Origin of the sequence: Catellatospora tritici (genome assembly GCF_019083965.1) — a bacterium.
Lineage (GTDB): Bacteria > Actinomycetota > Actinomycetes > Mycobacteriales > Micromonosporaceae > Catellatospora > Catellatospora tritici.
Genome location: NZ_JAHRCY010000013.1, coordinates 201,104 through 220,873 on the forward strand (window position 1 = coordinate 201,104; position 19,770 = coordinate 220,873).

The window sequence follows — 19,770 nt, forward strand, 5'->3', positions numbered from 1 at the left end:
TCATTTACTGCGCTCCAGGGCCACATTGTGACCGAGAACGGCGATCATGCCCGAGCCGTGACGTGCCCCCGGGCTCCTGGCCGGGGGCACGTCACGGGCTCCAGGTCAGGAGGCCCGGTGGTATGCCTGGGACAGGAGGCCGACCGCGGTTGACGGGTTGCCCAGCAGCAGCTGGTGCTCGGCGTCGGCGGTCAGTGACGCGGTGAACGCCATCCCGCCCGGACCCGCCTCGACCACTGCCGCCTGCGCGATGTCACGGGCGACCGAGACCAGCGGATCGTCGTAGCCGTACCCGTCGTGCGTCGACCGCTGCAGCGAGCGCGCCGCGTCCTGCAGCGCCGCCAGCACCCGCTCGCCGTCGCGGGCGGTGCCGTCCGCCCGCCAGTAGCCCGGCGTGAGCGCCCGGTCCAGCGAGCGCACCGCCGCGGCGGCGTCGCGGTCGTCGCCGAGCACCGCCAGTTTGGTCCGCAGCGACTGCAGCCGAGCCCGGCCGCTGTCGGTCCGCAGACCCCAGCCGTACGCGTACAGCGGGTCGTAGTATCGGTCACCGAGGTTGAGCGGCAGCTGGCTCTCGCTGAGGAACCAGCTGACCGGCAGCCGCCCGGTGAACGGCTTGTCGCCGAACAGGACATCGGCCACGCCCGCGCCCTCGCTGCCCGGCAGCCACGACGCGACCACCCCGGCCGCGCGCGGCACGACGCCGGTCAGGTCCAGCGGCCGCCCGGAGACGGTCACCACGACGCAGCGCACGGCCGCGCACACCTTCTCCACCGCGGCCCGGTCGGCCAGCGACAACTGCAGCGTGTGCCCGTTGCCGACATCACCGATGCCCTCGGCGTACGGCGTCTCGCCGACCACGACCACGCCGACGCTCGCCCCACCGATCGGCGCCGACGCGTCCTTGCTGTACGTGATCGTCGCGTGCGGCGCGACCTGCCGGATGCCCGCCAGGATCGTGGTGCCGGTCCCGGCGTTTCCGGAGCCGCCCTGCCAGCTCAGTGTCCAGCCGCCCGCCTGGTTGCCCAGGTCGTCGGCGTTGGACCCGGCCACGTAGATCTTGGCGGTCTTGGCCAGCGGCAGCACCCGGTCATCGTTCTTGAGCAGCACCTGTGACTTGGCCGCGGCCTGCCGGGCCACCTGCCGGTGCGCCGCGCTGCCGATCTCGGTCAGGCCGGTGCGGTCGGCGAACGGGTGCTCGAACAGCCCGAGCGCGAACTTCTGGGTCAGGATCCGGGTGACCGCGTCGTCGATGCGCGCCGACGTGACATCGCCGCTGGTCGCCAGCTCGGTCAGGGCCGTGGTGAAGCCCTGGACGTTGAACGGCACCATCACCATGTCGATGCCCGCGTTGACGCCGATCTTGACGTCGTTCTTGTAGTCCGGGCCGAGTTGGTCGATGCCCGCCCAGTCGCTGATCACGAAGCCCTTGAAGCCGAGCTGCTGCTTGAGCACACCGGTGATCTGGTCAGCGCGGCCGTGCATCTTCACCGGGGCGTTGTCCTCGCCGAGGATCTGCAGGCTGGAGTAGGACGGCATGACCGAGCCGACGCCCTTGCGGACCGCGGTCTTGAACGGGGCGAGGTGGATCGCCTCGATCTGGTCCCGGGTGCCGTAGGTGACGCCCTGGTCGGTCGTGTACGACCCGTTGGTCGACGAGCCGTAGCGGGTGCCGCCGTCGCCGAAGAAGTGCTTGGCGGTGGCCAGCACAGCGCCCCGGTCCGCGAGGTTCCCGTCGTGCTGCAGACCGTCGATGATGGTCTCCAGCAGCTGCACCAGCGCCGGGTCCTCGCCGAACGACTCGTACGACCGGCCCCAGCGCTCGTCGCGGGTGACGCACAGGCATGGCGAGAACGTCCACGGGATGCCGGTGGCCCGGGTCTCCTGCGCGGTCAGCTCGCCGGTCTGCTTGACCAGGTCGGGGTCGCGGCTGGCGCCCAGGCCGATGTTGTGGGGGAAGACGGTGGCGCCGTCGAGGTTGTTGTCGCCGTGCACCGCGTCGATGCCGTAGATCAGCGGGATCTGCAGCGGGGTGGCGCGGGCGTGCAGCTGGAAGTTGTCGATCATGTCGGCCCACGCGGTGGGCGTGTTCGGGTTGGGCACCGAGCCGCCGCCCGACAGCAGCGAGCCGAGCCGGTACGTGATGATCGGCGTCCCGCTGCCGACCGCGGCCCGCTCGGCCTGCGTCATCTGCCCGACCTTCTCGGCCAGGCTCATCCGCGACAGCAGGTCGGACACTCGCTGCGCGGTCGGCAGGCTCGCGTCCAGGTACGGCAGCCCGTGCGCGTTGATGACGACGGTGGCCGTGTCGGCGCCGAGCGTGGCGCCCTCGGCGGTCAGCTTCACCGGGATGGTCTTGCCGACCGCCGCGGGCGTACCGCCGATGGTGGCCACGGTGACGTGCTGCGTCGTGCCGGAGGCGGTCCCGGCCGGGAAGGTTAGGGTGCCGGTGGCGGCGTGGAAGTCGGTGCCGTCGACGGCGGTGCCGCCGCCGACGGTGTAGTGGACCGTGATCGCGTTGCTCAGCGGCCCGTCGCCGGGCTGGGTGGCGGTGACGGTCACGTCGACCGAGCCGCCCGCGTCGGTGGTGTACGCGTCCTGGACCAGCCCGACCCGGGGCTGGGCGCTGCCGTACAGGGCGATGTCGTCCAGGAGCAGCTCACCGGTGACGTTGCTGCCCAGGTTGACCGCGTAGCCCCACATGTTGGTCAGGGTCAGCGTGCCGTCGGTGGGGCCGCCGCCGGGCTGGTAGTCGGTGCGCTTGGTGAAGCTGCCGAACGGGATCTTCACCTGCTGCCAGTCGGCGGTGTCGGTGAAGTGCGACTCCCACAGTTCGGAGTGCTCGCCGTCGGCGCCGCCGTCCTTCACCTCGACCTGGATCTGGCGGCCGGAGCCGCTGCCCTTGGCCCAGAAACTGAACCCGCCGTAGGCGGTCCAGTCCTGCGCGGCGGTCAGGTTGTGCGAGTGGCCGCCGTACGCGGTGGTGGTGTAGACGACCTTGAGGGCGTGGTTGTCCATTCCGGCGCCGGGGCGGTCGGCCGCGGTGGCTTGGCTCAGGGCCGGTGTGCTGGCCGCGTCGTTGCCGAACGGGAAGATGCCGGGGCTGGACGTGGTGATGGGCAGGTCGCCCTCGTAGTCGGCCACGATCGGCAGGCCTGCGGCGTACGCGGGGCCGGGGGAGGCCGACAGCAAGGACGCGGCGAGGACGGCCGCGGCGATCGCGGCCAGGTGCCTTCGGCGCGGGAGTGGGAACGGGCCGGCTTTGCCAGACATGGGGGATACCTCCGAGGAGCAGTCGAAGGACGCCGACCAGTCGACCGAGCGGAGCCGAGCTGCGGTCCGGCGCGCACGCGTCGGACCAGCGACCATCATCGATTATGACGATCGGACAATAACGATTTTCGCGGATACCAGTCAAGGCGCCACGGTGTCCAACCGCGACAGAGAGCGCTCTCTGGTGGGAAACCACGTAACGAGCCGGAAACCGAGACCTGGCCGCGAGGGAGGTTGCCACGGCTGGTCGATGCCGATGTGCCGCGTGTCGACGGGGTGATCGGGCGGATGAAGCATGTGCCGTGAGCTGCGACAAAGTCAGCCCGAAGCGAAGTATGTCGGATAGATCGGAGTTGGCGCTCACCTGCCAACTCCGCGTGATCCGTATTGACAACCTTGTTTGCAAAAGCGGACCATCCAGCTGAGAGCGCTCCCTCTCCTGTCCACATCCGGCGGACCCGTCGGATGTGGACCGCCTGCCCGCTCCGTCCCCACTAGAAGGGCAACCCCATGACCGTTTCCCGCACCGGCTGGCGCCGCGTGCGCGTGGCCGCGATCTCCTTCGCGGTCGCCATCACCGGCGCCGTCGTCACCTCCCCGCCGGAGGCCCACGCGGGCCTGCCCGCCGTTCCGGCCGGCTGGACCCAGGTGTACGGCGAGGACTTCAACGGCTCCGCCGGTTCCGGCCTCAACACCGCCAACTGGCTGTACGACATCGGCCACAACTACCCCGGCGGCGCCGCCAACTGGGGCACCGGCGAGATCGAGTACATGACCAACAGCACCCAGAACGTCTACCTCGACGGCAACGGCAACCTGGTCATCAAGCCGATCCGCGACGGGGCCGGCAACTGGACCAGCGGCCGGGTCGAGACCCAGCGCACCGACTTCGCCGCCCCGGCGGGCGGCAAACTGCGCCTGGAGGGCCGCCTGCAGCAGCCCAACGTCAGCGGCGCCGCGGCGGCCGGATACTGGCCCGCGTTCTGGACGCTGGGCGCGGCCGCGCGCGGCACCGGCGCCAGCGGCTGGCCCGGCATCGGCGAGATCGACCTGATGGAGGACATCAACGGCCGCAGCTCCGAGTTCGCGACCCTGCACTGCGGCGTGGCGCCCGGCGGTCCGTGCAACGAGTACACCGGCCTCGGCAGCGGCGAGCGCGCCTGCGGCGGCTGCCAGACCGGGTTCCACACGTACGCGATGGAGCTGGACCGCAGCGTGTCGCCGGAGCAGATCCGGTGGTACCTGGACGGCAACAACTTCTTCACCGTCAACGCCAACCAGGTCGACGCGACCACCTGGAACAACGCCACCCACCACGGCTTCTTCATGATCCTGAACGTGGCGATCGGCGGCTCGTTCCCGGGCGCGTTCGGCGGCGGCCCCACCGGCTCGACGGTGTCGGGCGTGCCGATGATCGTGGACTACGTCGCGGCGTACACCGCCGGTGGCGGTGGCGGTGGCGGTGGCGGTGGCGGCAAGGCGGTCAAGAATGCCAACGGGCTCTGCCTGGACGTCCGCTCCTCGGGTACCGCAAACGGCACGCCGATCCAGATCTACACCTGCAACGGCACCGGTGCGCAGCAGTGGACCTACGTCGAGGCGGGTACCACGCTGCACGCGCTGGGCAAGTGCGCCGACATCTCCGGCGGCGGCACCGCCAACGGCACCAAGGTCCAACTGTGGGACTGCAACAACACCGGCGCCCAGGTGTTCATCCACCGGGCCGACGGTTCCTACTACAACCCGCAGTCGAACCGGTGTCTGGACGACCCGGCCGGCTCCACCACGCCGGGCACCCAGGTGCAGATCTGGGACTGCAACGGCCAGAGCCCCCAGAACTGGACGCTGCCCGTCTGACGGGTCGTGGGGTCGGGCGCGACGATAGCGTCGGGTCCGGCCCCTCGCGGCGCTCAGCCCTGCTGGGTCTGACCGAGCTGCAGCAGGAACTCCGCGTTGCTGGAGGTCCTGCTCAGCCGGTCGACCAACTGCTCGCCCGCCGACTGGCCGTCCAGTGAGCGCAGGGCACGACGCAGGCGGCGTACCAGGTCCAGCTCGCGCGGGTCGAGCAGTAGCTCCTCGCGTCGAGTGCCGGAGGCGTCCACGTCGACGGCGGGGAAGATCCGCCGTTCGGCCAGGCCGCGCAGCAGGCGCAGCTCGGCGTTGCCGGTGCTCTTGAACTCCTCGAAGATGACCGTGTCGCCGAGTGACCCGGTCTCCACCAGCGCGGTGGCGATGATGGTCAGCGAGCCGCCGCCTTCGATGTTGCGGGCCGCGCCGAGGAACCGCTTGGGCGCGTGCAGGGCGCCTGCCTCGATGCCGCCGGACATGACCCGTCCGCCGGAGGGCGCGGCGAGGTTGTAGGCCCGGCCGAGTCGGGTGATGGAGTCGAGCAGGACGACCACGTCGCGGCCCCCCTCGACCAGGCGCTTGGCCCGTTCGATGGCCAGTTCGGCCACGGCGGTGTGCTCGGCCGGTGGCCGGTCGAAAGTGGACGAGATCACCTCGCCGCGTACGGTGCGACGCATGTCGGTGACCTCTTCGGGCCGCTCGTCGATGAGGATCGCCATCAGGTGGCTGTCGGGGTGGTTGACACTGACCGCGCGGGCGATCGCCTGGAGCACCAGCGTCTTGCCCGCCTTGGGCGGGGACACGATCAGGGCGCGCTGGCCCTTGCCGATGGGGCTGAGCAGGTCGATGACGCGGGTGGTGAGCACCTGCGGCTCGGTCTCCAGCCGCAGCCGCTCCTGCGGGAACAGCGGCGTGAGCCGGTAGAAGTCCGGCCGTTGCGCCGCGCGTTCGGCGTCGTCGCCGTTGACGGTCCGCACGGCCGTCACGGTCGGGCGGCGGGCGGGGCGGCCGTCGCCGCGTTCGGCCGGTGCGGCCATGGTGCCGGTGACGGCGTCGCCACGGCGCAGGTCGTGCCGCTGGACCAGGCCGGGCGGCAGGTGGGGGTCGTGTGGGTCGGGCAGGTAGCCGCGCAGCCGTACGAAGGCGTGCTGGTCGCGGGTGTCGACGATGCCGGTGAAGGCCACGACGGCGTCGTCGGGGCTCGGCACGGCCGGGGCGGAGGTGCCGCGGCGGCGGGACCGGGCGGCGGGCTGCGCCTTGAGGGCCAGATCGGTCATGGTGGTGCTCCTGGGTGGGATCGGCTCCGGCGGGCACGGTCGTGCCACGGCGGTGACAGCGCGGACGCGGGTCGATGCGCCGGTACGCGAAATACCGGGCAGCGCGGCGTGGCGCGGTGGAAAGCCGGGGCGGGTGCGAAAGTTTCCCGCCTGCTTCGGCTCGGAATCGGCAAGCCCTGGGGGTCGATGCCTCCAGCGAGGGCTGCTTCGGCCACGGTAACCCATCCCCGGCATCGGCGGCAAGCAGGCCCCGGCGGGACGGTGTGTCGCATGATGATCTTTCGGTCTTGTGGCGATCCGTCGGCGCCCCTAATCTCAGCGGTTACTGAGAACTCCTCAATCTTCGATGAGGAGCACCTGGGTACAGGATGGGAACGGTCATGGACGCTGACGACATTCGGGCCGCCACCGCCGTGGAGAACCGGCACTGGTGGTACCGCGAGCGTCGCGCCATCATCGCCCGTGAGCTGCGCCGGATCGGCGAGCCCGGCCGGGCGGTCGAGATCGGGGCGTCCGGCGGCGGCAACAGTCAGACCCTGCGGGACATGGGTTGGGACGTGCTGGTCACCGAGTACATTCAGGAGGGCGTCGAGATCGCCCGGGAGCGAGGCTTCAACGCGATCCAGGCCGACGCGCGGGACCTGCCGTTGGAGAGCGAGTCCTTCGACCTGCTCGTCGCCTTCGACGTGCTGGAGCACATCGAGGAGGACCACCAGGCCGCCGCCGAGATCCATCGGGTGCTGCGCCCCGGCGGCACGGCGCTGATCGCGGTGCCGTGCGACATGGCCCTGTGGTCCAAGCACGACGTCGCCACCGGCCACTTCCGCCGCTACGACCGGGTCGGCCTGGTCAAGCTGATGGAGGGCGCGGGCCTGGTCGTCGAGACCCTGTGGAGCTGGAACGTGCTGCTGCGCCCGGTGGTCAAGATGCGGCGCAAGAATGCCAGCGACGCGCAGAACGAGCACGACATCGTCGCGGTCCCGTGGCTGATCAACTTCGGCCTTGGGCTCATCATCAGGTTCGAGCGGCTGCTGCCGGTGAAGGGCCTGCCCGGCGTGTCGCTGATGATGCGGGCGACCAGACCGGCGTAACGGCTTCGTCCCGGCATACGACGATCGACGGCGCCGCGCGGGCCGGGGTGGTGCCGACCGGCGGCCTGGGTCACAATGCTGCGGTGGGTGCGCGCCGGGCCGGTGGTCCGGGCGCGTCCCTGCGGCGGGGCAGCGCCGCGACCCGGCTGACCCCGTCCGCCGCGCGTGCGGACCCCTGAAGAATCGGAGCAGGTAGTGTCCGACGTCGATGTCGAACCAGGTTTGCCGACCCCGTCGGACGACATCCCGCCGCCGCAGGCCCCGGCGCAGGCGCCCCCGCCCTGGTGGCAGGTGCGGCTGCCCAACGTGCTGACCGGCCTGCTCCTACTGCTGATGTCGTGGTTCGTGATCGCCCAGGGGCGCTTCCACGGCCGCACCTACGACGAGTACATGCAGGACGACTACGGCGCCCGGGTGCTGAAGTTCTACCTCAGCTGGGGTGAGGACCGCTCGTTCCTGGACTTCCCCGACTACATCTACATGCCGCAGCACGGCTCCGGCGCCGAGGTGATCGTCGCGTTCTTCCAGCACCTCACGGGCGAGGTGTGGCAGACCCGCACCATGGTCTGCGGCGCCATGGGCGTGCTCGGCATCCTGGTCATGGCGCTGGCGGGCCGCGAGATGGCCGGGCCGTGGGGCGGGTTCGCCGCCGCGCTCGGTCTCGCGCTGTACCCGCGCTACACCGGCCAGATGCCCAACAACTCCAAGGACATCCCGCTGGCCGGGGCGATGCTGCTGGTGTTGTGGCTGGTGCTGCGCCTGATGCGCCGCTGGTCGCAGCCCGACCGCAAGCACGAGGTGCTGGAACTGGCCGGGATAGGTGCCGCGATCGGGTTCGCCGCCTCCATCCGGGTCACCTCGCTGCTCTGGTTCGGCCTGCTCGGCCTGCTGGCCCTGGGCTTCTGGGTGCGGCACTGGCGCAGCCTGCGCGGCGCGGCCCTGCGCAACGAGCTGAGCAACCAGTTCAGCGCGGCCATCGTGATCCTGCCGACGGCATACCTGGTCATGTCGCTGTTATGGCCGTACCTGCTGACCAACCCCGGTGACGGCCTGAAGGCGTCGATCTCGTCGATGTCGAAGTACGACTGGAACCACGACATCATGTTCGCGGGTGCCTGGGTTCGCTCCACCGACCTGCCATGGGACTTCGCCCCACGCTGGCTGGTGGTCGGGTCGCCGCTGCCGGTGGTCCTGCTGACCCTGGCCGCGGCCGTGGCGGCGGTGGTGGCGCTGGTCCGGCGGCAGCGACTCGACGGACGACTGCTGCTGATCGGCGCGTACATCGTGGTGCCGATCCTGATGGTGATCGTCGCCCACGCCACGCTCTACAACGGGCTGCGCCACTTCCTGTTCGTGGTGCCGGGCATGCTGCTGCTGGCCGCGACGGTGCTGGTGCGCTGGGTGCGCCAGTCGTTCGACTCCGGCCGGGCGGTGCTGGCCTGGGCGCTGATCGGCGCGGCGGTGCTCGGACAGGCCGAGGTCGTGGTGTCGTCGGCGCGCATCTACCCGTACGAGTACTCGTACTTCAGCCCGCTGGTCGGCAGCTACGACCGGGGCCACCTCAACTACGAGAGCCTCTACTACGGCTCGTGCACCCGGGCCGCCGCGGTGTGGATGGGCGAGAACTACCGGCAGTTCACCGACGAGACCAACCCGACGTTCCGCGACGAGAACCAGTGGAACACCCTGGCCAAGGCGGACCTGCCGGCCAACTTCGTCGACATCGGCGACGGACAGCCGCTGTTCCGGATCACCTCCGGCGAGCCCGGCGCCGGATACCGCGAGATCCACGCCGAGACGCTGATGGGCGAGAAGATCTGCCGCGTGTCGGTGCTCGACCCGTCCGTGTACTGACCGGTGCGGGTCACCGGCGGGCGACGCCGGTGACCCGCACCCCGCCTCACTCCGGCTCGGGCAGGTCGTACTCCTTGCGCAGCTTGCGGGCGCGGCGGCGCTCGCCCTGCTCGTCCAGGGCACGGGCCAGCCAGCCCGCGGTGTCGCGGCGGCCGCCGTGGTCGCGCGGCAGCTCCTCCAGCACCCGCCGCAGCACCGGTTCGGCCGCCGCGGGCTGCCCCGACACGACCAGCACCTGGCCCTGCCGCAGGTCGCACATCAGCGCCTCGCCGTAAGCCTCGATGGACCGGAACAGTCCGGCCGCCGTGGTCACCCGTGCGATCGCGGCCAGGTGGTCGGGGCTGTCGTTGTTGGTCAGGATCTGCGCCGCCTCGTAACCGGCCATGGCCCGTTCCCAGGTCAGCTCCGCCTCCTGTGCCTGCGGCACGTCGGTGACGGCCATCAGCTCCTGCAGTCGCGCGACCGCGGCCCTGGCGTCGTCGGGGCGTCCGGCGTGGAACAGCGCCATCGCCTCGCGGCGGCGGGCGTGCACCGTCGCCAGCGCGAGATCGGCCTGCCCGTACGCCCGCGCGGCGGCGTCGAAGCGCTCGGCCGCCTCCCCGTCGCGGTCGACCTGCCACAGCAGCTCCCCGGCCCGCATCAGCAGCCGCGCCCGCTGCTCCAGCTGCTCGACCGAGGTGACCAGCGGCAGCACCGCATCGATCTGGCCGACCGCGACATGCGGCTCGCCCAGCTCGGCGTAGACCGCCGACAGCAGGTCCCGCAGCTCCACCAGGATCTCGGGACCGTCCTCGTCGAGGTGGCGGCCGAACCACACGACCGCCTCCTCGGCCACCTCCGCGGCCTCGGTGAACCGGCCCACGGTCGTCAGCGCCAGCGCCAGCCGGTGCCGCGTGTACGCCGCGGCGCGGGTCTGGCCCTCGGCCTCCATCACGCAGATGTGCTCGACGATGTCGTCGATCACCTCCCCGGCCCGGTCGGTGGTGACCAGCATGAAGGCGGCGTTGGTCCGGGCGGTGCGGCGCAGTTCCTGGTCCTGCGCGACCGCCGCGGCCTCCTCGAACGCGGCGATGGTCGCGGCGTTGTCGCCCCGTTCGCCCAGCACCTGGGCGATGCTGATCAGCGCGCTGGCGAGCTGGTCGCGGTGCTCGGTGCCGCGCAGCAGCTCGACCACCTCCCGCACCTGGGCCAGCGCCTGCTCGTCGTGGCCGAGCTGGCCCAGCACCGCGGCGTGCAGCTGTATCAGCTGGGCGCGGCGGCCCACCGACACCGGGCCGGGCTCGGCTTCGGCACGGCTGATCAGACCCAGCGCCCGGTCGTGGTCGCCGCTCATCGCCGCGATCCAGGCGGCCCGGCCGAGCGCGCCATGGCGCACCGCGGGGTCGGTCGAGACCGCCAGCACCTGTTCGGTCGCCTCGTACGCACCGGCGATGTGCGACTCGTCGCCGCTGAGCCGCAGCATGGTGATCGACCACTGGGCGCGGGCCGACCACTCACGGGCGAGGTCGCCCGCGCGGACGAAGCTGTCGACCGCCTCCTGCAGCGTCTGCGCCGCACCGGGCAGGTCGTCCTCGCCCAGCTGCGCGGCACGCAACCGGGCCAGCCGACCGCGCTGCAGGTCCGTGAGCTGCGCATCGGTGTACGCGGCAAGCACCCGCGCGCTCAACGCCCGGGCGCGGGCCTCGTGGTCCTGCTGGGACCACTGGTCGATGAGGTCGAGCTGCTCGTCCAACGGCGCGTCGGCCGGGGCCGCGGACAGGTCGACCGCGGGCGTGGCCGGGGCCGGTTCGGCGCGGGTGTGGGCCGCCGTGACCGACAGCGGAAGGTAGTCCACCAGCGGTGCCGCGTCCATCGTGGCGGTGATGCGGCCGCTCTGGAAGGTGTTGCCGTTGCGGGCGTCGAAGCGGCGGGCCAGCCCCTCGGCCCGCGCGCGCAGCTGGGTGAGCAGCTCGGCCGCCGTGACGGGGCCACCGGCCCGGCGCACCGGCAGGTCGCCCTGCCCGCCGTCGACCAGCTGGCGCAGCACGAGTGCCGCCGCCGCGGCGAACTCCATCTCGGTCTTCGGCTCGGGCGCCTCGTCCAGCCACGGCAGGTGGCGCTCGATCAGCTCCAGGCCGCGCATCTGGTTGCCGGTCCGCCCGCAGAACTCCAGGTGCGTGGCAACGCGGCCGAGCTCGGCCTTGTTCTGGGCCAGCGCCCGGTAGGCCCGTCGGTGCGCGTCACGCGCCAGGTCGAGCCTGCCGGTGCGCACGTACGGCAGCAGCAGACTGGTGAGGATGCCGTGTGGCTGCTCCGAGCAGGTCAGGTTGCCGTTGACGGCGGGTTGCGCCACCACCACGGCCTCCTCGTCGCGTCCCCGCCACGCGAGGTGGTCGACTTTGGACGACGGGTCGCAGCCCACGCAGTCGGACTGCTGGTCGCGGGGGGCCGTGTCCCACATCCGGAACCAGTGGTCGGCCAGCACCGTGTCGCCCAGGTGCGAGGCGACGGAGTGCCGGTAGGCGTACACGGCGTGCAGGCTGTGCCCGGCGGCCTGGTAGCGGCGCTGCATGTCGTCGAGCACCGCCTGGGTGCGCTCCAGCGGCATCTCGGGGAACCGCGGCATCGCCGAGACGACGAACTTGAAGTGCCACAGCAACAGGTGCGCGTCGCGCTGGCTGCGCCGACCCGGGTCGGCGTCGTAGGCCGACAGGCACCACGCGAACGACACCATCGCCTTCATCGGCTCGCCGCCCTGGTGGTAGGCGCTTACCGACAGCGAGTTGGCCGCGTACTCCAGGTCGGGGTCGCCCAGTGCCTCGGCCGCGGCCAGGGCCTGCTCGGCCAGGGCGATGCGGGCCGGGCCGTCGGTGGTGTCCCAGGCACGGTGGATCAGCTCGTGCACCTGCTCGTGGGTCGTCATGAGTCCTCCCGGGGGGTGTGCGGCACAGCGAGGTCGATCAGGTCGAGGAAGGAACGGTTGAGCAGGGCGGTGTCGGCCGGGCGCAGCGGGTGGTGGCCGAACAGCAGGGCCTGGCCGTACAGCGACTGGACGGTCAGGCCGACCAGCTCCGGGGTGGGCAGGGCGACCACGCGGCGCACCAGCGGGTTGCGGTGGTTGAGCACCAGCTGCGGGCGTACCTGCGCGTCGGCCTTCTCGAACGCCGACAGCACCCCCGCCCACAGGTCGTCGGCGGTCTGCGCGGTCTGCCGCAGCCGCCGCTGGAAGGTGGCGTCGCGGTCGGTGAGGTACAGCGCGGGCATGGTCGGCGGGTCGAACGCGCGCAGCACCACCTCGCAGCCCAGCGGGTCCAGCGTGCGCTGGGCGGTGGCCAGGAACGGGCGCAGGGTCAGCTCGGTGGCGGGATCGAGGGTGTCGAACCGGGTCGACAGGTCGCTCGGGTCCAGCCGGTCCACCATGATCGAGGGGTCCAGCACCGGCAGCCGCTCGATCAGCTCGGCGTCGTAGGTGTAGCCGCCGTTGACCACGACCAGTCCCTGGGCCGCCGCGACCGCCGCGAGCTGCCGGAACTCGTCGTTGTTGGCGCTGTAGCGGACCACGCCGTGGCGGCGGCGCACCTCGCTCAGCGTCATGCGGCCCATGTTCGTCTCCATCGGCCACCACTGGTCGACCAGGCGCAGCATCTCCTCGTCGTGCATGGCCAGCGCCTTCACGCCGAGGTGGTGCACCGACAGGAACCGGTTCAGCCGGTCGGGGTCGTGGCGTGACAGGTTCACCAGCCAGCCGCGCAGCTGTTCGCCGAGCTGCTCGCGGACCGACTCGAGCAGGCTGTCCTCGTACAGGGCCTCGCGGCTGGCGGTGGGGCGCAGCTCGGTGGCGTCGACGACGCAGCGGGCGAAGAACGCCCACGGTGGCAGCACGTCCTCGGCGCCCTCGGCCAGCAGCATCCGCTTGAGGTAGACCCGGTGCCCGGACTTGGCGGCCGGGTTGGCGGCGTTCGGCAGCACCAGCGCGACGCCGGTCAGCCCCGCCTCGGGCACGCTCAGTTCGATCACGTCGAACGGGGTGAACCCGAACGTCTGCTCGGCCAGCGCGGTCACCGCCGTCCGGTTGCCCGCCTGCCAGGGCAGGGTTTCGGCGGTGACCAGTGCACCGTCGACGCGCACGGGGTAGGGCAGCATCTCGCCGTAGAGGGTGGCCAGGTCCCGTACGCGCTGGGTCTCCAGCCAGGAGACGGCGTCGCGGCGCGGCACGAGCGTGACCGTGGTGCCGACCTCCTGCCGGTCCGGTCCGGCCGCGACCTGGTATCGGCCGTCGGAGTAGCCGGTCCAGTAGACGGTCGGGTGGCCCTCGTGGCGGGTCTGCACCCGGATCTCGTCGGCGACCAGGAAGCACGACAGCAGGCCGATGCCGAACTGGCCCAGGAATTCGTGCCGGGAGAAGCCGAGCTCGTCGCGCTTGCCGCTGCGGCCGATGGTCGCGAGCAGCTCGTGGACCTGCTGCTCGGTCAGCCCCAGGCCGGTGTCGTGCACCCGGAGCGTGCCGTCGCCGGTGGCGGCTGAGGTCTCCAGCCAAACCGAGGCGGGCGCGGTCGGGGCGGCGGTCCGGCGGGCGGTGATGGCGTCCACGGCGTTCTGCATGAGTTCGCGCACGTAGACGCGCGGGCTGCTGTAGAGGTGATGGCTCAGCAGATCGACGATGCCGCGGAGGTCCACCTGGAACGACTGGTTCACGCGCCAGAGGCTACCGGGGGCGGCTGACGTGCGGGGACCGGGTTTTCGGCCCAATGATCATGCCGTCCGGTACGACCGCCCACCGCGCCGCCACGTCCACCCGCTCCGCACCCGCCGCCGCGCGCCGGGGTGCCGTGCCGCCCGGCGGCGCGCCGCGAGCGTGCGGTTTCGGGAAAACTGCACGAACAGGGGCCTAGATTCCTGCAGTTTCCCCGGAACCGCGCCTCAGCCACCGCGCGGCGCGGGGGTCAGGCGTCGGCGATGGTGATGCCCAGGGCGGTGGCCAGGGTGTGGGAGAGTGCGGTGAGGTCGTGGGAGCTGATCGTGGCGCCGCGCAGGCTGGTGACGCTGCCGATGCCGCCCAGCTCGCACCGGGTGAACCGGGTGTCGCGGCAGTCGGCCTGGGCGAACTGAGCGCCCGACAGGTCGCAGCCCTGGAACCGCGCGCCGCGTAGATCCGCCTGGGTGAAGTCGGCCCGGGTCAGGTTGCAGTCGACGAACGACACGTCCTTGAACGAGGAGAATCGGAACACCGCCAGGTCCATGCGGCACTCGCGCAGCGACACGTCCCGCAGCGAGCCGTCCACCCAGTGCAGCCCGGTGAGCCGTACCGCCTCGATGTCGACCCGCAGCAGGGCCGACCTGGTGGCGCGCAGGTTGGCCCAGTCGGAGCCGCGCACCTGGCAGTCGGTGAAGGTGGCCCGTTCCAGGATCGCCCCGGCCAGCGGGGTCCGGGTGAACCGGCACTGCTCGAACTCGACCCCGTGGCCGCTCTGCCCGCCCAGGTCGAGATCGTCGAACGACAGCTGCCGGAACCTCGCCTCGTCCTCCAGGTCGTGGTCCGGGGACGCGGCCGGCCGCGTCGTCGGGGGCAGCCGTGGCGGGGCGGGTGTCGGCGCTGCGGTGCTGCTGTTTCGTCCCGGCATCCTTGAGATCCTAGGTCGCCGGACCGTCGGCGGCGGTCAGCGGGTGGTGCGGACACGGCCCGGTCGGCGCCGGTTCAGCGATCGACGGCGGAGGTCAGGGGAGCCTGCTCCAGGATCTCGGCCCGGGTCTGGCCCCGGCGGTACACGATCAGCAGGATGACGGCCAGCAGCGGCATCAGGATGTCGGAGGGCAGCGCCCAGACGTTGGCCGGAGCGTGGTTGTCGTGGAAGACGAGCTGGTTGAAATGCCCCCAGGCGTCGCCCCAGAACGAGATGGCCAGGGCGGTGACGGCGGCGGTCATCCAGGTGCCGCGCAGCCGGCGCCAGGCGCAGCCGATGCCGAGCACGCTGACGGCGATGTCGTTCCAGCCCACTTCCCACTGGAACATCGACTGCGTGTAGCCGATCTGCTCGGCGGTCTGGTCCGACTGTGGGCCGATGTGGCTGAGCCCACCGAGGATGCCCCAGGCGCCGCCGCCGACCAGGATCCAGAGCAGGGCCAGTTCGACGACGCGATGGCCGGTACGACGTCCCGGATGCCTGTCGACCGCGACATGGATGAGCCAGCCGACGATGATCGTGAACCAGATGGCAGCGAAGAACAGCATGGTTTGCACCTCCGGCGGTTTCGACGCTACGCGCTCGTGGCGCGTCCGGGTGCGACTTGAGCGGGTCCGGGGGAGTGGGCACGGCGTGTCGGGCCGGATTTCCGGTGCTGCCGGACGGCGCGGCGGGGCGGCGCGCCCGACGGCGGCCGCCCCGCAGGAGGTGCCGGGTTCAGGAGTGGATGTTCTCTCGGGCCGGGGCCGTCTCGACCGGGGCGAAGGCGGTGGTGCCCGGCGTGGTCCGGGCGTGTGCGAACCCGGCGAGGGCCAGCAGCGCCAGGAGCAGGGCGGCGAGGTAGGCGACCAGGGCCGCCTGACCGGCCTTGGTGCCGAACTCGCTGAAGCCGTACGTGGTCAGCAGCAGTCCGCGCAGGGTCTCGCCCTTGAACACGGTCTCCCGCTGGGCGGTGACGTCGGCCAGCTGCTGCTGCAGCGCGGCGAGGTTCGGGTCGTTGCTCTTCGTCGCCTCGGTGACCTTCGCGCGCAGCTCGGCCTGCGGCACGCCGAGGTCGGCGTAGGTCTTGCCGCCCGCGATGCCCTTGAGGTGCAGGCCGATGAACTCGTTGGCGTAGACCTCGGCCTGCTTGCCGGTGCTCAGCCGCTGCCCGGCGTACTCGACCAGGCCGGGCTGCGCGCGCTCCTCGTCGGTGAGGGTGTCGGCGGTCTTGAACGTGATGTTCTGGGCGCGCAGCTGCGTGGCGACGTAGTCGTCGGCGAAGTCGGCGTTGGACTTCAGCACGAATCCGGCCACCGCCAGCAGTACGGCGATGAGCAGGCCACCGATGCTGAACATGAGGTCGAGGGTCCGGCGCTTCACGGTCGTCTCCTTGGGACGCTGGGGATGTGTTCTCAGCATCGCGTCGGACGGGGACCGGTCGGCAGGGTTGCCCGGCCCGTTCCGGCGGGACCAAAGCCCTTGCCGGTGCGGGCCGGGCGGCCCGGGACGGTCCGGAAGGGACGGCTCAGGGGCGGGTGGTGGCGGCCGCGACGAGCGCGTGCGCGGCGGCCTTGGCGGCGTCGGCCGTGGCCGGGTCGGCGTCGAGCACCCCGGCCGACAGGCCGCCGTCGAGCAGCAGGGTGAGCTGCCGGGCGAGCAGATCGGGATCGGTCGCCCCGGCCCGGCGGGCGAGGTCGGTGATCCAGGCGCGGACGACCTGCTTGTGCTCGACGGTGCGGGCGTGCACGGCGCTTCCCGGCGCCGCCTCGGCCGCGGTGTTGATGAACGCGCAGCCGTGGTACCCCTCGCGGCGGCAGGCGCCGGCCAGCGCGTCGAACATGCCGACCAGCTGGGCGTGCGGGTCCTCGCCCGCGGCTCGGGCGGCCGTCCGCAGGCCGCCGAACCAGGCCCGGTCCACCTGTTCCAGGTAGGCCAGGACCAGGTCGTCCTTGCGCGGAAAGTGCTTGTACAGCGTCGCCTTGGCCACGCCGGACTCGGCGATGACGGTGTCCACGCCCACCCCGCGCGGCCCGTGGGCGTAGAAGAGGCGGAACGCCGTGTCCAGGATCCGCTCGCGGGCGGGCTGGCGGGTCGGGTTCATCGGACTGCCTTCCGTCACGTCAGCGGCCATCCTACAGACGAGTCGGTCTGGTGGAACCGCTCAGCTGCTCGGGGTCAGCCGAGATGCCAGTGGAAAGGCAGTAGACAGACCTGTCTGTTAGTCTCGGTCTCGTGAGTCCTGATTGCATCGCAGGAGAGGGCAGCTGATGAAGATCGCAGTACTGGGAACCGGATCGGTCGGCCGGACGTTGGCGGCCGCGTTCGCCCGGGTCGGGCACGAGGTCACCGTCGGCACCCGCGACGTGGCGGGCACACTGGCCCGGACCGAGCCCGACGGCATGGGCAACGAGCCGTACCGGACCTGGGCACAGGCCAATCCCGCGGTGCGACTGGCCGCCTTCGCCGACGCCGCCGCGGACGCCGAGCTGGTCGTCAACGCGACCTCCGGCGAGGCGTCGCTCGCGGCCCTGCGGGCAGCGGGGCCGGACGGCCTGGCGGGCAAGGTGGTCCTGGACGTGGCCAACCCGCTCGACTTCTCGCAGGGCTTCCCGCCGACGCTGTCGGTGCAGGGCACCGACTCGCTGGCCGAGCAGCTCCAGCGCGCCTTCCCGCAGGCCCGGATCGTCAAGGCGCTCAACACCATGACCGCCTCGATCATGGCCGACCCGCGCCGCCTCGCCGACGGGCGGCACACCGTCTTCGTCTCCGGCGACGACGACGCGGCGAAGAAGACGGTCACCGGCCTGCTGGAGCAGCTGGGCCACCGGGACGTGATCGAGCTGGGCGACCTGTCCACCGCACGCGGCGCCGAGATGCTGCTGCCGCTGTGGCTGCGCCTGTACGCGGCCCTGGGCACCAGCGAGTTCAACATCAAGGTCGTCCGCTGAGCACGTGCCCGGCTCGGGTGGGCCCACCCGAGCCGGGCACGCGGGCGGCAGCCGGACTTCCGCACGGTGCCGTGCTGGAGCAGCGCCGACGGACTAGCGGCGGTGCTGGTCGCCGAGCTTCACCGCGAACACCGCCGCCTGCGTACGCCGTTCCAGGCCGAGCTTGGTGAGCAGGCTGGACACGTAGTTCTTGACGGTCTTCTCGGCCAGGAACATCTGGGCGGCGATCTGCCGGTTGGTCAGGCCGTCGGCGACGTAGCCGAGGATCTTGCGCTCCTGGTCGGTGAGCGCCTTGAGTTGGTCGGGCTCATGCCGAGGGTGGCGGATGCGGTCGAGCACCCGCTGGGTGACCGCCGGGTCGAGCAGTGACTGGCCCGCGGCGACCCGGCGTACGCCGTCGACGAGGTCGGTGCCCCGGATCTGCTTGAGCACGTACCCGGCCGCGCCGGCCATGATCGCGGCGAACAGGGCCTCGTCGTCCTCGTACGAGGTGAGGATCAGGCCCTGGATGTGCGGGTCGACCGACCGGATGTCGCGGCAGACGTCGATGCCGCTGCCGTCGGGCAGTCGGGCGTCGAGCACCGCCACGTCCGGGCGCAGTGCCGGGATGCGCCGGGTCGCCTCGACGGCCGAGCCGGACTCGCCGACCACCTCGATGTCACCGGCGGCCTGCAGCAGTTCGCGCAGGCCGCGCCGGACGACCTCGTGGTCGTCGAGCAGGAACACACGGATCACTACTGCATTCTGCGCCCCCAGCAGCCACGCCGGACAGGGACCAAAGTCCCGCCCACCCGGGACGCGGTGCCCTGCCGCCCGCCGGGGGCGCGGCGCACGGTGAAGACATGTCAGCGGTGAGTTCAACCGAGCAGGCGTTGCGAAGTGCGGTGCGGGCCGCGCTGGTCGCGCCGTCGATCTTCAACACCCAGCCGTGGCGCTGGCGGCTCGACCCGCCCAGCGCCCGCCTGTACGCCGACCGCAGCCGCCAGCTGCTGGTGGCCGACCCGGCCGGTCGGCTGCTCACCGTCAGCTGCGGGGTGGCGCTGCACCATGCCCGCACCGTCCTGGCGGCGCTGGGCCGGATCGTCGACGTGGTCCGGTTTCCCGACCCGGCCGACCCGGAACTGCTCGCCGAACTGACGGTCGACGGCTGCGGCGAGCCCGAACTGGAGCAGCTGCTGGCGGCGGGCGCGATCCAGCGGCGGCGCACCGACCGTCGCCCGTTCGGTTCGCGGCTGGTGCCGGAGGCGGTCTGCCGGGCCCTGGCGCGCGCCGCCGAACGGCAGGGCGCGCACGCCCTGACGATCGGCCGGGACCGCGTTGCCCTGTTCGCACTCACCGCGGTCCACGCCGCCCTGATGGAGCTGTCCGACCCGGACTACCGTGCCGAGCTGGCCGACTGGACCCACCGCCCGCCGTGGAGCGGTGACGGCGTGGACACGGCCAGCGGGGTCAGGGCGGTGGCCCGACGCGTGCCGGTACGCGACTACGCCCCCTTCGGCGGTCCCACCCTGCCCGCCGGTCGCGAGGACGACCGGGGCGCCCGCTACCTGCTGATCTACACCGACAGCGAGCTGCCGGGCGACTGGATCCGGGCCGGGGAGGCGCTGTCGGCGGTGCTGCTGTCGGCGGTGTCCGTCGGGTTGTCCACGGCTCCGATCAGCGACGTCACCGAGCTGGCCGCGACCCGGGACGAGCTGCGCGAGCTGCTGCCCGGTCCGGGCCATCCGCAGATCGCGGTACGCGTCGGCTACCCAGCCGACGGCGCGCCGCCGCCACCGACCGCGCGGCGGCTGCCCGAGGAGGTCGTCGAGACACCACCGAGGTGATCCGCCCGCCCGGG

General features: G+C 71.9%; 14 protein-coding genes. 5 read left to right on the forward strand and 9 right to left on the reverse strand.

The genetic code is table 11. The features are described 5' to 3' along the window. Positions 1–105 precede the first annotated feature (105 nt). The gene (locus tag KUA19_RS27570) at positions 106–3,270 is read right to left on the reverse strand and encodes a glycoside hydrolase family 3 N-terminal domain-containing protein (RefSeq protein WP_217400565.1); all 3,165 of its coding nucleotides are present in this window, start codon (positions 3,268–3,270) and stop codon (positions 106–108) included. Positions 3,271–3,780: 510 nt separating this feature from the next. Between KUA19_RS27570 and KUA19_RS27575 the strand changes: the two genes are divergently transcribed. Then, positions 3,781–5,127 carry a ricin-type beta-trefoil lectin domain protein gene (locus KUA19_RS27575; RefSeq protein ID WP_254550195.1) on the forward strand — a complete coding sequence of 449 codons (1,347 nt, stop codon included), beginning with the start codon at positions 3,781–3,783 and terminating at the stop codon, positions 5,125–5,127. 53 nt (positions 5,128–5,180) lie between these two features. Here KUA19_RS27575 and rho read toward each other — a convergent pair whose 3' ends face one another. Further along, positions 5,181–6,395: a transcription termination factor Rho gene (gene rho, locus KUA19_RS27580; RefSeq protein WP_308167684.1), complete on the reverse strand. Its 1,215-nt coding sequence runs from the start codon at positions 6,393–6,395 to the stop codon at positions 5,181–5,183. 380 nt (positions 6,396–6,775) lie between these two features. Here rho and KUA19_RS27585 point away from each other — a divergent pair, with 380 nt between their 5' ends. Together KUA19_RS27585 and KUA19_RS27590 are read left to right on the forward strand one after the other, a co-directional pair. Then, positions 6,776–7,486 carry a class I SAM-dependent methyltransferase gene (locus KUA19_RS27585; RefSeq protein WP_217400568.1) on the forward strand — a complete coding sequence of 237 codons (711 nt, stop codon included), beginning with the start codon at positions 6,776–6,778 and terminating at the stop codon, positions 7,484–7,486. Between the two features lie 195 nt (positions 7,487–7,681). Further along, complete coding sequence (locus tag KUA19_RS27590) at positions 7,682–9,340, forward strand: glycosyltransferase family 39 protein (protein ID WP_217400570.1); 1,659 nt, start codon at positions 7,682–7,684, stop codon at positions 9,338–9,340. Between the two features lie 46 nt (positions 9,341–9,386). Here the strand turns inward: KUA19_RS27590 and KUA19_RS27595 are convergent, their stop codons facing one another. From KUA19_RS27595 to KUA19_RS27620, 6 genes are all read right to left on the reverse strand, one after another. Next, positions 9,387–12,242, reverse strand: a complete 2,856-nt coding sequence (locus KUA19_RS27595; protein WP_217400572.1) for a hypothetical protein — start codon at positions 12,240–12,242, stop codon at positions 9,387–9,389. Continuing rightward, positions 12,239–14,014, reverse strand: coding sequence for an HSP90 family protein (locus KUA19_RS27600; protein WP_217400574.1), 1,776 nt, complete (start codon positions 14,012–14,014; stop codon positions 12,239–12,241). The genes KUA19_RS27595 and KUA19_RS27600 overlap by 4 nt, the downstream gene beginning before the upstream one ends. A gap of 248 nt (positions 14,015–14,262) precedes the next feature. Then, positions 14,263–14,940 (reverse strand): pentapeptide repeat-containing protein, encoded by a 678-nt coding sequence (locus KUA19_RS27605; RefSeq protein ID WP_217400576.1) that lies wholly within the window; start codon positions 14,938–14,940, stop codon positions 14,263–14,265. Between the two features lie 74 nt (positions 14,941–15,014). Further along, on the reverse strand, positions 15,015–15,548 hold the full coding sequence (locus tag KUA19_RS27610; RefSeq protein ID WP_217400578.1) for a DUF6790 family protein: 534 nt from the start codon (positions 15,546–15,548) through the stop codon (positions 15,015–15,017). A gap of 169 nt (positions 15,549–15,717) precedes the next feature. Further along, the gene (locus KUA19_RS27615; RefSeq protein WP_217400581.1) at positions 15,718–16,362 is read right to left on the reverse strand and encodes a hypothetical protein; all 645 of its coding nucleotides are present in this window, start codon (positions 16,360–16,362) and stop codon (positions 15,718–15,720) included. 145 nt (positions 16,363–16,507) lie between these two features. Next, the gene (locus KUA19_RS27620; RefSeq protein WP_308167685.1) at positions 16,508–17,101 is read right to left on the reverse strand and encodes a TetR/AcrR family transcriptional regulator; all 594 of its coding nucleotides are present in this window, start codon (positions 17,099–17,101) and stop codon (positions 16,508–16,510) included. A gap of 148 nt (positions 17,102–17,249) precedes the next feature. Between KUA19_RS27620 and KUA19_RS27625 the strand changes: the two genes are divergently transcribed. Beyond that, the gene (locus KUA19_RS27625) at positions 17,250–17,930 is read left to right on the forward strand and encodes an NADPH-dependent F420 reductase (protein ID WP_217400583.1); all 681 of its coding nucleotides are present in this window, start codon (positions 17,250–17,252) and stop codon (positions 17,928–17,930) included. 93 nt (positions 17,931–18,023) lie between these two features. Here KUA19_RS27625 and KUA19_RS27630 read toward each other — a convergent pair whose 3' ends face one another. Continuing rightward, a complete protein-coding gene (locus KUA19_RS27630; protein ID WP_217400585.1) occupies positions 18,024–18,665 on the reverse strand; it encodes a response regulator in 642 nt (213 codons plus the stop codon). A 107-nt stretch (positions 18,666–18,772) separates the two neighbouring features. On the opposite strand from KUA19_RS27630, the gene KUA19_RS27635 reads away from it, so the two are divergent. Next, on the forward strand, positions 18,773–19,756 hold the full coding sequence (locus KUA19_RS27635; RefSeq protein ID WP_217400587.1) for an Acg family FMN-binding oxidoreductase: 984 nt from the start codon (positions 18,773–18,775) through the stop codon (positions 19,754–19,756). Positions 19,757–19,770: the final 14 nt, after the last annotated feature.

Bases quoted from the DNA above. Each gene is read 5' to 3' on its own strand.
- KUA19_RS27595 (WP_217400572.1), bottom strand. From the start codon at position 12,242: ATGACGACCCACGAGCAGGTGCACGAGCTGATCCACCGTGCCTGGGAC.
- KUA19_RS27625 (WP_217400583.1), top strand. From the start codon at position 17,250: ATGAAGATCGCAGTACTGGGAACCGGATCGGTCGGCCGGACGTTGGCG.
- KUA19_RS27605 (WP_217400576.1), bottom strand. From the start codon at position 14,940: ATGCCGGGACGAAACAGCAGCACCGCAGCGCCGACACCCGCCCCGCCA.
- KUA19_RS27610 (WP_217400578.1), bottom strand. From the start codon at position 15,548: ATGCTGTTCTTCGCTGCCATCTGGTTCACGATCATCGTCGGCTGGCTC.
- KUA19_RS27635 (WP_217400587.1), top strand. From the start codon at position 18,773: ATGTCAGCGGTGAGTTCAACCGAGCAGGCGTTGCGAAGTGCGGTGCGG.
- KUA19_RS27585 (WP_217400568.1), top strand. From the start codon at position 6,776: ATGGACGCTGACGACATTCGGGCCGCCACCGCCGTGGAGAACCGGCAC.
- rho (WP_308167684.1), bottom strand. From the start codon at position 6,395: ATGACCGATCTGGCCCTCAAGGCGCAGCCCGCCGCCCGGTCCCGCCGC.
- KUA19_RS27570 (WP_217400565.1), bottom strand. From the start codon at position 3,270: ATGTCTGGCAAAGCCGGCCCGTTCCCACTCCCGCGCCGAAGGCACCTG.
- KUA19_RS27575 (WP_254550195.1), top strand. From the start codon at position 3,781: ATGACCGTTTCCCGCACCGGCTGGCGCCGCGTGCGCGTGGCCGCGATC.